Annotated in this window: 14 protein-coding genes; 11 read left to right on the top strand and 3 right to left on the bottom strand. The window is 58.8% G+C overall.

Going from position 1 to position 14,164, the window contains the following annotated elements; translation table 11 throughout:
• Positions 1 to 151: 151 nt before the first annotated feature.
• From AB4874_RS00700 to yddG, 3 genes are all read left to right on the top strand, one after another.
• A complete protein-coding gene (locus tag AB4874_RS00700) occupies positions 152 to 1,327 on the top strand; it encodes an acetyl-CoA C-acetyltransferase (protein ID WP_295534846.1) in 1,176 nt (391 codons plus the stop codon).
• A gap of 106 nt (positions 1,328 to 1,433) precedes the next feature.
• On the top strand, positions 1,434 to 2,156 hold the full coding sequence (phbB, locus tag AB4874_RS00695; protein ID WP_295534849.1) for an acetoacetyl-CoA reductase: 723 nt from the start codon (positions 1,434 to 1,436) through the stop codon (positions 2,154 to 2,156).
• Positions 2,157 to 2,219: 63 nt separating this feature from the next.
• Positions 2,220 to 3,137: an aromatic amino acid exporter YddG gene (yddG, locus tag AB4874_RS00690; protein ID WP_368390564.1), complete on the top strand. Its 918-nt coding sequence runs from the start codon at positions 2,220 to 2,222 to the stop codon at positions 3,135 to 3,137.
• A gap of 10 nt (positions 3,138 to 3,147) precedes the next feature.
• Here the strand turns inward: yddG and AB4874_RS00685 are convergent, their stop codons facing one another.
• From AB4874_RS00685 to AB4874_RS00675, 3 genes are all read right to left on the bottom strand, one after another.
• The gene (locus AB4874_RS00685; RefSeq protein WP_295534855.1) at positions 3,148 to 3,315 is read right to left on the bottom strand and encodes a YdcH family protein; all 168 of its coding nucleotides are present in this window, start codon (positions 3,313 to 3,315) and stop codon (positions 3,148 to 3,150) included.
• Between the two features lie 118 nt (positions 3,316 to 3,433).
• On the bottom strand, positions 3,434 to 4,195 hold the full coding sequence (locus AB4874_RS00680) for a tRNA1(Val) (adenine(37)-N6)-methyltransferase (protein WP_295534858.1): 762 nt from the start codon (positions 4,193 to 4,195) through the stop codon (positions 3,434 to 3,436).
• Positions 4,195 to 4,407, bottom strand: a complete 213-nt coding sequence (locus AB4874_RS00675) for a putative signal transducing protein (RefSeq protein ID WP_295534860.1) — start codon at positions 4,405 to 4,407, stop codon at positions 4,195 to 4,197. Before AB4874_RS00675 ends, AB4874_RS00680 begins: the two co-directional genes overlap by 1 nt.
• Positions 4,408 to 4,468: 61 nt before the next feature.
• Between AB4874_RS00675 and AB4874_RS00670 the strand changes: the two genes are divergently transcribed.
• The 8 genes from AB4874_RS00670 to AB4874_RS00635 all read left to right on the top strand — a co-directional run bounded on the left by AB4874_RS00670 (position 4,469) and on the right by AB4874_RS00635 (position 14,103).
• Positions 4,469 to 5,470 (top strand): polyprenyl synthetase family protein, encoded by a 1,002-nt coding sequence (locus AB4874_RS00670; RefSeq protein WP_368390563.1) that lies wholly within the window; start codon positions 4,469 to 4,471, stop codon positions 5,468 to 5,470.
• Positions 5,471 to 5,826: 356 nt separating this feature from the next.
• A complete protein-coding gene (locus AB4874_RS00665; protein ID WP_368390562.1) occupies positions 5,827 to 7,014 on the top strand; it encodes a site-specific integrase in 1,188 nt (395 codons plus the stop codon).
• 247 nt (positions 7,015 to 7,261) lie between these two features.
• The gene (locus AB4874_RS00660; protein WP_368390561.1) at positions 7,262 to 7,954 is read left to right on the top strand and encodes a hypothetical protein; all 693 of its coding nucleotides are present in this window, start codon (positions 7,262 to 7,264) and stop codon (positions 7,952 to 7,954) included.
• Between the two features lie 122 nt (positions 7,955 to 8,076).
• Positions 8,077 to 8,319, top strand: coding sequence for a helix-turn-helix domain-containing protein (locus tag AB4874_RS00655; RefSeq protein ID WP_438273427.1), 243 nt, complete (start codon positions 8,077 to 8,079; stop codon positions 8,317 to 8,319).
• A 133-nt stretch (positions 8,320 to 8,452) separates the two neighbouring features.
• Complete coding sequence (locus AB4874_RS00650; protein WP_368390560.1) at positions 8,453 to 8,674, top strand: hypothetical protein; 222 nt, start codon at positions 8,453 to 8,455, stop codon at positions 8,672 to 8,674.
• Positions 8,675 to 8,860: 186 nt separating this feature from the next.
• Entirely contained in the window at positions 8,861 to 10,015 is a 1,155-nt protein-coding gene (locus AB4874_RS00645) for a hypothetical protein (RefSeq protein WP_368390559.1), read from the top strand.
• Positions 10,016 to 10,315: 300 nt separating this feature from the next.
• The gene (locus AB4874_RS00640; protein ID WP_368390558.1) at positions 10,316 to 12,364 is read left to right on the top strand and encodes an ATP-dependent nuclease; all 2,049 of its coding nucleotides are present in this window, start codon (positions 10,316 to 10,318) and stop codon (positions 12,362 to 12,364) included.
• The gene (locus AB4874_RS00635) at positions 12,361 to 14,103 is read left to right on the top strand and encodes a UvrD-helicase domain-containing protein (RefSeq protein WP_065322575.1); all 1,743 of its coding nucleotides are present in this window, start codon (positions 12,361 to 12,363) and stop codon (positions 14,101 to 14,103) included. Before AB4874_RS00640 ends, AB4874_RS00635 begins: the two co-directional genes overlap by 4 nt.
• Positions 14,104 to 14,164 lie beyond the last annotated feature (61 nt).

Genomic DNA, 14,164 nt, shown 5'->3' with positions numbered 1-14,164 from the left:
CCCATCCAAGGGATATTCGTCGCGCAACAAAATTGCGCGACCCAAGTTGTCTGCGAGCGTTTCGACTTGACCTGACCCGCGCATCCGCCATGCTGCGCGCCAGCAGGCGGGCGCAATTGCACGCCGCCAACTTCGTGATGAGGAGGATCCCATGACCAATGTCGTCATCGTCTCGGCCGCGCGCACAGCCGTCGGTTCGTTTAACGGTTCGTTCGCAAATATTCCCGCCCATGACCTTGGCGCGACGGCCATCGAAGCCGTGATCGCGCGGGCTGGCATTGACAAAGCTGAGGTATCTGAAACCATCCTGGGGCAGGTGCTGACAGCCGGTCAAGGGCAAAACCCGGCCCGCCAAGCCCATATCAATGCAGGGCTGCCCATCGAATCCGCCGCTTGGTCGATCAACCAGGTTTGTGGGTCTGGGTTGCGCACGGTGGCGCTTGGCGCACAGCATATCATGCTGGGCGATGCGCAGATTGTGGTCGCAGGCGGTCAGGAAAGCATGTCGCTGAGCCCCCATGTCGCGCATCTGCGCGCGGGCCAGAAAATGGGCGACATGAAGATGATCGACTCGATGATCAAAGATGGTCTTTGGGATGCGTTCAACGGCTATCACATGGGTCAAACCGCCGAGAATGTCGCAAATCAGTGGCAAATCTCGCGCGAGCAGCAGGATGAATTCGCCCTCGCGAGCCAGAACAAGGCAGAGGCTGCGCAAAAGGCAGGCAAGTTCGTCGACGAGATCACGCCCTTCACCGTCAAGACCCGTAAGGGCGAGACGGTCGTGGATCAGGACGAATATATCCGTTACGGCGCCACGCTTGAAAGCATGCAAAAGCTGCGCCCGGCCTTTACCAAGGACGGTTCGGTCACGGCGGGTAACGCTTCGGGGTTGAATGACGGGGCGGCGATGGTGCTGCTGATGACCGAGGAAGAGGCCGCCAAGCGCGGGCTGACGCCACTGGCGCGCATCGCGTCATATGCGACGGCCGGTCTGGATCCCTCGATCATGGGCTGTGGGCCAATCCCCTCCTCGCGCAAGGCGCTGGAAAAAGCGGGTTGGAAGCCGGGCGATCTGGACCTGATCGAGGCCAACGAGGCCTTTGCTGCGCAGGCCTGTGCGGTGAACAAGGATTTGGGCTGGGATACGTCGAAGGTGAACGTCAATGGCGGCGCGATCGCCATCGGTCACCCGATTGGTGCTTCGGGCGCGCGCATCCTCAATACGCTCCTGTTCGAGATGAAACGCTCGGGCGCGAAAAAAGGGCTGGCCACGCTGTGCATCGGCGGAGGCATGGGCGTTGCGATGTGCATCGAAGGCCTGTGAGCGAAATCTTCCCCCTAAATCGACCCGAGGCGCGCAACTTTGTTGCGCGCCTTAATTCTTTTCGGTAACACCGTTTCAACGGGAGTTAATTTGAGGAGGCACCATCATGTCCAGAGTTGCACTGGTCACCGGCGGCACACGTGGTATCGGAGCGGCGATTTCGGCCGCGTTAAGCGAGGCAGGCTACACTGTTGTGGCCAACTATGCCGGCAATGACGATGCGGCGGCGAAGTTCACCGAAGAAACTGGAATCAAGGCCTATAAATGGTCCGTCGCGGATTACGACGGCTGCGCGGCCGGGATCGCGAAGATCGAGGAGGAGATCGGCCCGATCGACGTGCTGGTCAACAATGCAGGCATCACTCGCGATGCACCCTTTCACAAAATGACGCGTGAGCAGTGGAATGAGGTGATCGACACCAATCTGAGCGGCGTGTTCAACATGACCCACCCGCTATGGACGCGGATGCGCGATCGCAAGTTCGGTCGTATTGTTAATATCTCGTCGATCAACGGCCAGAAGGGGCAATTCGCGCAGGCCAATTACTCGGCGGCGAAGGCGGGCGATCTGGGCTTTACCAAGGCGTTGGCGCAAGAAGGCGCGCGCGCCAATATCACCGTGAATGCGATCTGCCCCGGCTATATCGCGACCGAAATGGTGATGGCCGTGCCCGAAAAGGTGCGCGAATCTATCATCGGTCAGATCCCCGTCGGTCGTCTGGGCGAGCCGTCCGAGATCGCGCGCGCCGTGGTGTTCTTGGCCTCCGATGATGCGGGCTTTATCACCGGCTCCACGATCACGGCGAATGGCGGGCAATATTTCGTCTAATTTCGTCTCTGGTCGAGACAACCCGAGGCCCGCAGCGTGCGGGCCTCTATCATTGGGGGATGCATGACGCGTCGCAAAGCAAGTTTCATCGGATTTACGGCGGTGCTGTTGTGGTCGCTGCTGGCGCTGTTCACCGTTGGATCGGCCCCGGTGCCGCCGTTACAGCTTAACGCAATGTGCTTTGCGATTGGTGGTGCGATCGGAGTGATCTGGCTGATAGCGACCGGCAGCTTGCATCAACTGCGCGCGGTTGCGTGGCCGGTCTATGTGGCGGGCACCGCGGGGCTGTTTGGCTATCATCTGTTGTATTTCTCGGCGCTACGTCTGGCGCCCCCTGCGCAGGCCGGGCTGATCGCCTATCTTTGGCCACTGTTGATCGTGCTGTTTTCCGGGCTGCTGCCGGGGGAGCGGCTGACCTTTTGGCATATCGCGGGCGCGCTGATCGCCTTTATGGGTGCTGCGCTGATTTTGGGCGGAGGGATTGCGGCTGATCGCAGTGCCGTGCCCGGATATGCGCTTGCTGGATTATGCGCCCTGACCTGGTCAAGCTATTCCCTTCTCTCGCGCCGGTTCGGGCATGTCCCAACGGCGGCTGTTGCGATCTATTGTCTGGCGACATCGGCATTGTCGGGGGCGGCGCATCTGGCGTTGGAGCCCACGATCTGGCCGCAGAACACGCTGGGTTGGGCCGCAGTGCTGGGGCTGGGGCTTGGTCCGGTTGGATTGGCGTTTTACACGTGGGATTTGGGTGTTAAGCGCGGCGATATACAGCTTCTGGGCACAGCATCCTACGCAGCCCCACTGATCTCGACTTTGGTTTTGGTGGCGGTGGGGATCGCACCGGCAAGCCCGGTATTGCTGATATCAGCGGTATTGATTGCGGGCGGGGCTTTGCTTGCGGCGATCGGGGCGCGGCGCAAAATTGGCCCAGCCCCCGTGCCTGTAACCGAGCCGCCGCAGGCGGCGACCCGGAATTCGTGAGAGGGGACCTTCAGGCCTGTTCAAGGCGGTGAATTTGTTCTTTCAGTTGGAGCTTTTGCTTCTTCATGCGAGCAATCTCAAGGTCGTTGGCACCCGGGCTTCGAGCAGCGCGCTCTACCTCCGACGCCAAAGCTTCATGTTTCTTGCGAAGTTCGGTGATGTGCGAACCTAGCGACATGGCAATCTCCTCTTTGGTTGTCAGCCTATTGATTGCACCACAGGTTTTGAGTCGTGTCACGAGTTTGTCGCAAAAAGTCGGTGCACCCCCAGTTTTCTCGCCAAATCTTGCGAAAACGTTAACGCGATATGAGCAATTTTTGACCGTCGCGCAGAATTTCGCGCGCAACATCTGACAAATCTTCCGCATCTTGTGTATGATGCGTCGCGCCATGCACAATCAGCGGCGCAAGAAGCACCAACGGTGCGCGCGCGCCCTTGCGGGCCTGTACGATGACGCGGCGTGCGGGGCGTCCGACTCGCGGGGCTATCGGCAAGACAGTGATCGCGCCCGCCCGCCCCTTCAGCCCTTCAAGAATATCGGCCAATCGGTCTGCCTGCTGGATCAGCGTCATCACCCCCTCGGGGCGCAGTCGCCGCAACCCGGCATCCAACCAATGCGCAAGCGGCGTCGCCTCTCGCAGCGCATATTCGCGTTCGCGATCATTGGCGGGCGTGCCGCTTTGGGCGATGAAATAGGGCGGGTTGGCGATGACATGATCAAAGCTGCGCGCGCGCAAATCAGCCGGCATCTGCGCCAGATCGCCCTCAAACACCTCAAGCACTTGCGTGTTGGCCTGCGCATTGGCGCGCGCAAGGGCTGCATAGCGCGGCTGCACCTCAAGCCCGGCTTGCACCAGCCCGGCCACCCGCGCGCCCAGACAGAGGCTGGCAACACCCGCACCACAGCCCAGTTCCAGAACCGACTGACCCGCATGCGCATCGCAGGCCGCCGCAAGAAACACTGCATCCATTGCCGAGCGGTAACCGCTTTTGGGCTGCGCAATGCGCAACCGACCGCCCAAGAACCCGTCCTCGGTCAGATCCGCAGGCGCAAACATCAATCCGGCCCGATCTCATTGTCGCGCAAGACGACCTGAGCCATGAACAGCTCGCCATCGCGCACCATCAGGCGGCGCGGCAAAATGCCCAGGGACCCTTCGAGAACGCTCATATGGACGTCCATCTGGAAGGCTTCTATACCCTCGCCTCTCAGCAGCGATGCCGCAAAAGCGAGTTTGACAGGGTCGGTGCTACGCAATAGCTCTTTCATGTCCCTCCCATACGGCCCCTTGCGAGGGCTGTCGAGATGGGGCTAGAGCGGAAGGATGACAATGAGCCTCGATGACAAGACCGAAAAACCGCATGACCGGCTGGCAAAAGCACTGGAAGCGGATCTGAGCGCAACCGATGCGCTGATCTTGCAACGTATGGCGTCTGAAAACGCCCCGCGCATTCCCGAAGTGACCGCGCATCTTGTGGGCGCTGGCGGCAAGCGGTTGCGCCCGATGCTGACAATCGCAGCGGCGCGGCTATGCGGCTATCAGGGCAGCCTGCATCACAATCTGGCGGCGGCGGTCGAGTTCATTCACACCGCAACTCTGCTGCATGACGACGTGGTCGATGAAAGCAAGCAGCGCCGCGGGCGGCCCACGGCGAACCTGCTATGGGACAATAAATCCAGCGTGCTGGTGGGCGATTATCTGTTCGCGCGTTCGTTTCAGTTGATGACGGACACGCAGAACTTGCGGGTGCTGTCGATCCTGTCCAATGCGAGCGCCGTGATTACCGAGGGCGAGGTGCTGCAACTCAGCGCCGCCGAAGACCTCGCGACCACCGAGGACACCTATTACAAGGTCGTGCGCGGCAAGACCGCGGCGCTATTCTCGGCCTCGGCAGAGGCCGGTGCGGTGCTGGCAGGAGCCCCCGAAGAGCAAATCTCGGCGCTGCATGACTATGGCGAAAGCCTCGGGATTGCGTTTCAAGTGGTCGATGATCTGCTGGATTATCTCAGCGATGCCAAGACGATGGGCAAGAATGTCGGCGACGATTTCCGCGAGCGCAAACTGACGCTGCCGGTGATCAAGGCCGTGGCGAAGGCCACGCCCGAGGAGCGCGCCTTTTGGGTGCGTGTGATCGACAAAGGCGATCAGCATGAGGGCGATCTGGAACATGCGTTAGAGCTGATGAAGGCGCATGGCAGCTTGGAAGAAACCCGTCAGGCTGCCATCGGCTGGGCCGATCGAGGTCGCGCGCGGCTTGCGATTCTGCCAGCTGGGGATTTGCGCGACATGCTGGACGATCTGGCGGATTACGTTGTGGCCCGGCTACGCTAAACGGCTTGGGGCGCGGCGCCGATCCGGGGCTGCGCTGCCCAAGGCGTCGTTTGTGCGGTCCCGATTGCGCTGTATCATGGCAGGCTTGGATAGGCGTTTGAACCCGCTACTAGGCAAAGAACCTGAAATCTGGCGATCCCTGAAGGACTCGAACCCTCAACCTGCTGATTAGAAGAAAAGATCAGGGCGTTTCTCTGGCCTGCTCCGAACTTCGCCTTATTGCTAAAAATGCATTGTAAACAATGAATTACGTTGACGCGCTTTGCGCTCGCGTCGCATCAAGAACGCCTGAATTTGCTGCAAGTTGCTTCCGTATAGCTTCCGGCAGCGATAGAAGGAAAAGGAGTGTTCTTGCTATGTCCAAGTTGACCAAGCGCAGTGTCGAAGCGCTATGCACCGAGGTGAAAGACTATCTGGTTTGGGATCGCGATCTGCGCGGATTTGGCGTGCGCGTCTATCCATCGGGCAAAAAGACCTACCTCGTTCAGTATCGGGTTGGGCGTCGAACACGCCGGATCACCATCGGCCAACATGGCGCGCTCACCGCAGACGAGGCCCGCAACCAAGCCAAGCGCCTTTTGGGCGACGTTGCGCGCGGCGCGGACCCATCCACCGAGAAACAAACTTTGAGGCGTGCGCCGACGATTGCGGGGCTGTGCGACCGCTTTTTGCAGGAATATGTGGCGGAGCACTGCAAGCCCACGACCGCGCGCGCCTATGCAACGCTGATCCGCAATCATATCCGCCCGAAGTTGGGGCTGATGCGTGTGGGCGAAGTTGTCCGAAAAGACGTGATCGCCCTTCACTATGGAATGCGTGAGACGCCCTATCAGGCGAACCGCGCCATCGCGATGCTCTCTAAGATGTTTAACGTGGCCGAGGATTGGGGGCTGCGCGCCGAAGGTTCAAACCCGGTGCGTCGGATCAAGAAGAACCGTGAGGTGGAAAAGAAACGTTATCTCACAGACGAGGAACAGTTGCGGTTGGGACAAGCCCTGCAAGCCGCTTTGGCCGATGGGACCGAGACTATTCATGTTGTATCGGCTTTTCTGGCTTTGCTTTTGACCGGATGCCGTCGCGGAGAAATCCAAACGCTGAAATGGGAGTATATTCATTACACCCACCTCGACCTGCCCGACAGCAAAACCGGGCGGCGGCGCATTCCTCTGCCGCGCGAAGCGTATGACATTTTGACCGCTTTGCCCCGCTATGATGGGAACCCCTATGTTATCGCAGGCCTCAACGGCGAAAGCCACGTGACTGACCTCGAACGACCTTGGCGGCGTATCCGTGAGCGGGCCGGATTGAACGACGTGCGCATTCACGATCTGCGTCACACCTATGCGTCGGTAGCAATGAAAGACGGGATCGACCCGTTCACGCTTAAAGAGATCATGGGCCACAGAAACCTGCAAACCACCCTGCGCTATGCGCACCTTGCCGACGATGCCGTGCAACGCGCAGCGGGATCAGTGGCGGCGCGGCTGGCGGGTTGCGTTCAAAGGCCTCAGCCAGCGCGGGGGCCGTTTCGGATTGTCGGGTGAGCACTCAGCATCGCAGCACTTATGCGCATCGAATACGGCTCTCAGCAAACCGAGGCCTAAGCCGCAGAAGATAACGCTGCTCTGCTGAGTACGTTCGTCGGGGCACCCGATGAGCGGCGCTTTACGTTACGGGTGGTGAGCTGACCGATGGTCCTGCCTTTATATTAATATAATAGAAGTCTCCTTGGTCGCCTTACATAAGGGGCCGAATGAGCCCTTATCTTACATTACATAGGAGACGCCGCGCATGTCCTCCGCCTTCGATTCTCGACCGCCGACCTATTCAGATGATGCGATTGTCGCGTTGGCAGATCGGTACGGTTTCACCGAAGGATCGCGTGCTGAACTTAAAAAGCGGCTCAACGAGGAGGCTTGGATCTGGCATCGCAATACAAGGATGACGACGCCAATCGCGGCACCAAGCCAAATCCGTAAGGAGCTCCAAGATGTTCACAAGCAGATGTGTCGCCTTCAGAGCGCATTATCGAACCTCTCGCCAAGCGCCCGACAAGCAATCCAGCGCGCAGAAAGTAACGCAGTGCATCCTGCCATACTCGACGAGCTTCGCGATCAGGTCAAATATCCCTTTATAGGCTATCCTGCGCCAGATGGCAGTTTCGGGAATGTCCTTCTCTCACTGGATGATCTTCGCGAACTGATCGACGGTTTTGGGAGCTTGGTGTCGGACACCGCAGAAGGGCTATCCTCGCGTCCTGCGGGACGCCGCCGCGATCATGCCACTCGGATTTGGGTGAAGAACATTGCGGAGATTTGGACCGAGCTGCTTGGCCGTCCCTTCACCCGCGACGTAACGGATGCTGGGGAGCCAATCACGGAAGCTGCCCGCTTCTGCGTAGATACGTTCAAAGCCCTCGCACCCCGTGCGCCGCAGTCCCGAATTCTGACAGTCATGAAAGAGCATATCGCAGGGCGGCGCTGACCTTACTTGTAAGAAATAGCCCGCACTTTTGAAGCAATTTCTTACCAGTGGTTTCGCTCGCCTTGGAGCTTTGGCGCCGCCATGTTGGCTTCATCGAAGACATTAGCACTGGGACGCAGCAAATGACGCATTTTCACAAGACCAGCCCACCGATGGAAGCCACCGATTACTGGGATGGCTTCATCGCCGAGATCGAAGCCGCCGACTACCTGTGCCAAAGCGTGCGCACGCTCCAGAAGTGGCGCGTAACTGGCTTCGGCCCGTCCTTTTACAAACCGGGCCGTTCGGTCCGCTACCGTCGCCGCGATCTGCGCGACTGGGCAGAGGCGCGCCGTCGCTCCAGCACCAGTCAGGACGCCGCCTAATCACCAGTTTTGCCCGCGTTGGGGTTGGCAGCACCGCGCGGGATTTTGGGGCCGGATGGCTCAAAAGGAGCGCGGGGCTTTCCGCTTCGCGCCCTCTCTATGTCTGCCGTTCAGGGCAACGAAAGGAAAACCCATGTCCAACCAACCCGCCTACAAGTTCAGGATTGGTCTGATCACCGCGACGATTTGGGAGAATGACAGTTTCTATTCCGTCGAAATGTCGCGCTCGTACAAGACCAACGAGGGCGAGTGGAAATCCACCACCTCGTTTGGTCACAATGATCTGTTGAACGTCGCCAAATGTTCGGAGCGTGCGGAGAACTGGATTTCCCGCAAGACCGCAATGACGACCTGATTGGAGCGCCGGGCGCCCGCGCCCGGCCCCAAAACAAAAGCTGCCCCGCCGGAGGCACCTTTGACGGCGCGTTAGCGCCCGCCCTTTCTTCACACCTCAGCCACACAGCGCGGCGTCGCCGCAAGAGGGGGGTGATTGTAGCACCCCCCTCTGGAAATACCGCCCGCCACAGGAGACAGACCACAAATGCATGTTGTTCACAGAGGCTTTGACACCATCACCTTGTCAATTGAAGCCAACATTCCGCGCGACCTTTTTGAATACCTCGACGCCGAGCGCGAGAGAGCCGAAGAGGTCCGCGCCCCAGTACCCGTCAGCTATGGCGGGGCAGAATTCGACCTTTTGCCGCATGGTGGCAACGGCTATCGGTTCATTCTCAAAGGTGGACCGCTTGAGGTGACGTGGTTCTTCAAGAAACCCAATGTCCGCGACCCGTGGGGCGTGCGCCTCTCTATCGGCTCGACACTGCTTGCAACGCAAGGCTTGGGCTATGCCCGCGCCTACATCGACAAGACCCTGACGCGGCTGGGAATTCGCTACACCGCCAATCAGGTCAGCATTGCCCGCGCCGATTTTTGCGTTGATGTGCTGGCCCCCGAATTTGAGCTGATGCCTGAAAGTTTTGTGATCCACAGCCACGCCAACCGCGCCGATCACTTAACCTCTGAGGAAGAGGACACACGAAGCAATGGCAAATCGGGGCGGTTCACCTCGGTAACGGTTGGCAAGATGCCGGGGCGGCAAGTGATCATCTATGACAAACGGCGCGAAGTGATCGACCGTCACAAGCCGATCTGGTGGGACATCTGGAACGCCAACCTTGCAGCCGAGGGGATGCCCCCGCTCGATCCGACAGACCGAACGGCAAGCCGCGTCTGGCGCGTTGAAATCCGCGCTGGGAAAGACCTGCTCAAGGATCGCTGGCAAATCCGGCGTTGGGCCGAGTTCGATGCGCAATTTGGCGACGTGGTGGCCGAAGCCTTGCAAAGAATTCGCTATTGCACCGCCGATCCGCAAGACACCAACCGCGCCCGCTGGCCCAATCATCCGCTATGGGATTTAGTCAGCGCCGAAACTGAGGGCGATCTGACGGAAATGCGCAGCCACTTGCCGCCAAGCCAAATCAAACACGTCCACCGCACCGAACATATTCGCCTGATCATGGCCCAACTCGCTGGCAACGCGATCACCCTTGCGGCGCTGGAAGGCACCTCAGAGGCTAAACTGGCCGATCATATGGCCGGAATGGGTGGACGCCTGCGCGATGCCATCAAGGCCGATCCTGCGCGCGCTGCGAACAAGCTGGATCAGGCGCGGGATAGGTATCGATTTGTAGAGTGAAAGGGTTGATCCCTGTGCAATGGCGCTGGCGATAGCTGGCGTCATTGGCATTTGGTGAGATCGGGCGGGAAGCGGACTTACGGCGGTGCAACGTGGCAACCGCAGCGAACTTGGGATAGCGGTCATTCATACACCACGCAGCGCAAGTCGCTCCCTTCTGCCCATCACGGCCGGGAAACCACCCACTCGTTTAGTAACGTGCGACAATACCTTTCGCGGCAATCAATTTTTAGATCAGGCAAACTGGCACTTGGGAGAGAGCAAACCCTCTGGTAGAATGATGGCTACCTAGGGGGCGGCATGATCAGACTTACAAATGTGTGCGTTGAGGGTTTCCGTCTTCTGGACAATATAGAGATCGCCGTGGAAGCTGGCGCGACGGTTGTTGTCGGCCGCAACAACAGCGGCAAGACCTCGCTCACAGAAGTGTTCGATCGGTTCCTTGGCGAGCAAGCCGGTAAGTTCCGCCTTGAAGATTTTGCTGCCGTTGTCAGGCCTAAATTCCTGTCGGCGAAGGGGCTGAGAGACGGCGGGGCAGCCGCCCCAGAAGCCGTGCTGGCGGAGTTGCCGGTCATCGCGCTTACGCTGACCTTTACCTACAATCCGACCGCCGACGATCTCGGTGCGCTGTCGCCGTTTGTCATCGATCTCGATCCTGATTGCGTCACGGCCATCGCCCGGATCGAGTATTCGCCCGTACTCAACACCGTCCCGATGTTGCTCGATCTGCCCGAACTGGAAGAGGAAGCGAATCCGAACGAGAGCCTTCTCCAACATCTACGCGATGCTATCCCCAAAGCCTACGCCATCCGCTGCTTTGCGATCGACCCCACCGACTACTCCAACCGGCGCGCGTTTGATAAAACCACGGAGCTTTCGGCATTGATCAGTACCGGCTTCGTCAAGGCTCAGCGGACGCTCGATCTCGGCAAGCGTGGTGACACTGACGTGATCGGCAAACTCCTGAACAAGTTATTCAAGACTGCCAACACCGTGACCGCATCAATCAGTGATCAGGAAATCGCCCAAGGGCTAAAGGCATCCGTGGCCGATCTCGAACAGGCGATGCAGGGAGATTTCGACGAGCGGCTAAAAGACTTGCTGCCCGCGCTCAACACCTTCGGGTTCCCCAGCATCAACGATACAGAGTTGCGACCGCATACGACGATCGATGTCGAGAGCCTTCTCACCGACAACACCCGCATCCTTTATACTGGGGCAGACGGCGTTCACCTGCCCGAGGGGTACAACGGGCTCGGCACACGCAATCTTATCTATATCCTCCTCCAGCTGGAAGCTCTGCATAAAGCCTATCGTAGCTCCGCGATGCGGCCCGCGACCCATCTCGTTTTTATCGAGGAACCTGAGGCGCATCTGCACCCCCAGATGCAGGAGGTCTTTATCAGCCAACTCAACGCGGCCGTCGCCACTCTTTCACAGAAATATCCAGTCGAACCGGTCTGGCAGGTGCAGTTTATCGTCTCTACCCATTCCTCACACCTCGCCAATGCGGCTCAGTTCGACGCAATCCGCTATTTTCTGAATGAGCCCACGGCGCATGCCGGCGTCCGCCGCACCAAGGTCAAGGATTTCCGTCGCGGGGCCGAAGCAATCAGCCCCGAGGACCGTCGCTTTCTTCAACAGTATATGACGCTCACGAAGTGCGACCTGTATTTCGCGGACAAGGCCATACTTGTGGAAGGAGCCACCGAACGGATTCTGATGCCGCGCATCTCTAAGATTTTGGACGCTGATCTCCCCGCAGACAGCAAGCTCAGCCGTCAGTATATCACCACCATTGAGGCTGGAGGCGCGCATGCGCAGGTTTTCTATCCGCTTCTTGAATTTCTGGAGCTGAAGACGCTTGTCATATCCGATCTCGACGCTGTGCGGCTCCTGGATTCTAAATGGCGAAAGTGCCCTTGCGCAGAAGGTGAGCGCACGTCGAACTCGGCGCTCAGGGCATGGTTCGACGAGCCTCACATCTCCGTCCATGACCTGATGGCGAAGACCACCGCTGACAAGACCAAGGGCTTTTGCCGCATCGCCTTTCAGATGCCGGAAGATGGATCAGCGCATTGCGCGAGAAGCTATGAGGACGCGCTTATTCTCGCCAATCTGGCAGACTTCGAGATTGCCGATGATGCGGAGGCAGCCAAGAATGCGTGGGAAACCGCACAGGATTTCAAGAAGTCCGAGGAGGCGATCAAATTCGCCGTCCGCGAAGAGAATTGGAACGTGCCCCGGTATATCCGCGAGGGGCTGATCTGGCTGTCCGAACCGACGCCACCGCCTGACGCCCCGCCGCCCATAGTTCACGATGGCGAGCCTGGGGAGCCAGCAGTATGACGGTCCAACCTCCATCGCCTGCGGTAATTGCGGCCAAGCAGGCACAAGAAAAACTTGAGGCATGCCTGGAGGCAGGAGAGAACTTCCGTCTGGAAGCTGGCGCAGGCGCGGGTAAAACCTATTCGCTGGTCGCGGCACTCCGGAAGCTAATCGCCGAGCGGGGCACCGCTTTGATGAATGCAGGGCAGAGAGTAGCGTGCATTACCTATACCGAGGTGGCTCGCAACGAGATCGCACAAGAGATTGAGCAGCATCCCGCCATTCTCGTGAACACCATCCATGGGTTCGGCTGGTCCTTCATCTCACCGTTTCAGAAGCAGCTTCGCGATCTCGTCGCCGCTCAGGAGAACCGTCAGGAAGCAATCGAGGCCGCCGGGGGAATTCACAACCAAACGGTCGAATACAATCTCGGCTTTTTCGGCATCGATGATACGCGGATCACGCTCCATCACGACGATATCCCGAAATACCTCGCCGCGCTGCTCGCAAATCCGAAGTTTCAAAGAATTTTCAGCAGCCTGCACCCTGTGCTGTTTATCGACGAGTATCAGGACACCGACCCGCTTGTCATGAGCGCGCTCTCGGACCAGTTTTTTGCGACCGGCACGGGGCCTATCATTGGCCTCTTCGGAGATCACTGGCAGACGATATATCGCAAGGACTATCAGCTCGCGCAATTCCCTAACATCGAGCCGATCGACAAGGGTTCCAATTTCCGTTCCGTCCCTGTCATCGTGGACGTGCTCAACAAGCTCCGCCCGGAGCTGGAGCAACACGTAGATGACGAAACCGCGCAGGGCGAGGCGCGGTTCTTTCATTGTAATGCATACACGGGCGAGCGGGTGGACTCACGAAACGGAAAGGCAGACCTGCCCGCTGAGCTATCCGTGAGCTTCATCAACAGTCTCAAGGCGCAGTTGGAAGCCGAGGGGTGGGACTTGGCTCCGGAAAAAACCAAAATCCTGATGCTCACGCATAACGCCATCGCGGCTGAGCGCGGCTATCCGAACCTAGCCAAAATTTTCGAACACAAGGAAGCCTTCTCCAAGAAGGAAGACGCGACCATCTCCTTCCTTGCCGACACGGTTGAGCCGATTTGCCTAGCTTATATCTGCGGCAATTATGGCGACATGTTCCGATCTATGGGCGGCCTCCCCACGATCCGCAAATCCACTGATAAAGCGGTCTGGCGAGCGCAGATGGATCAGCTCATTGCGCTTCGTGCGAATGGCACCATCGGCGAAATGATCGATTTTCTAAAAAACACCCTACGACCGCGCCTCACGGATCAGGTAGCCAAGCGCGAAGCCGAGATCGCGGGGCTTGGCTCCGATGAAACGCCGGACGAATCCAAATCCCTCAAGCGTCATCGCAAACTCAGAAATGTGGCGTACCGCGAGCTGGTCGCGCTCGTGGAATTCATCAACGGCTTCACACCGTTCGCCACGCAGCACAGCGTGAAGGGCGCAGAGTTCGAAAACGTGCTCGTCATCCTGAGCGCCGGGTGGAACCACTACAATTGGCCGAAATTTCTTGAAAGCCTTCAGACGGGGGACATCCCCGCTAAGGACGAGGCGAGCTTCGCGCGGTGGCGGAACCTCTTCTATGTCGCCATTTCGCGACCAAAGAAACGCCTTGCCGTTCTGGCAACTCAGACGCTCGGACCACAGGCGCTTGCGGCCGCGGTCCACCTATTCGGGGCTGATAATGTCCTATCGCTACCAGTGCCCCAAGGGTGAAGCAAAAAGCGAACTCAAGAGAGCAGATAGATGATCCAAAACGCAGATGAGCGATGTAATG

The organism is Thioclava arctica, assembly GCF_040892615.1.
Lineage (GTDB): Bacteria > Pseudomonadota > Alphaproteobacteria > Rhodobacterales > Rhodobacteraceae > Thioclava > Thioclava arctica.
The sequence above is the reverse complement of the archived record's forward strand: the minus strand, read 5'-3'. Positions and strand labels throughout refer to the sequence as shown.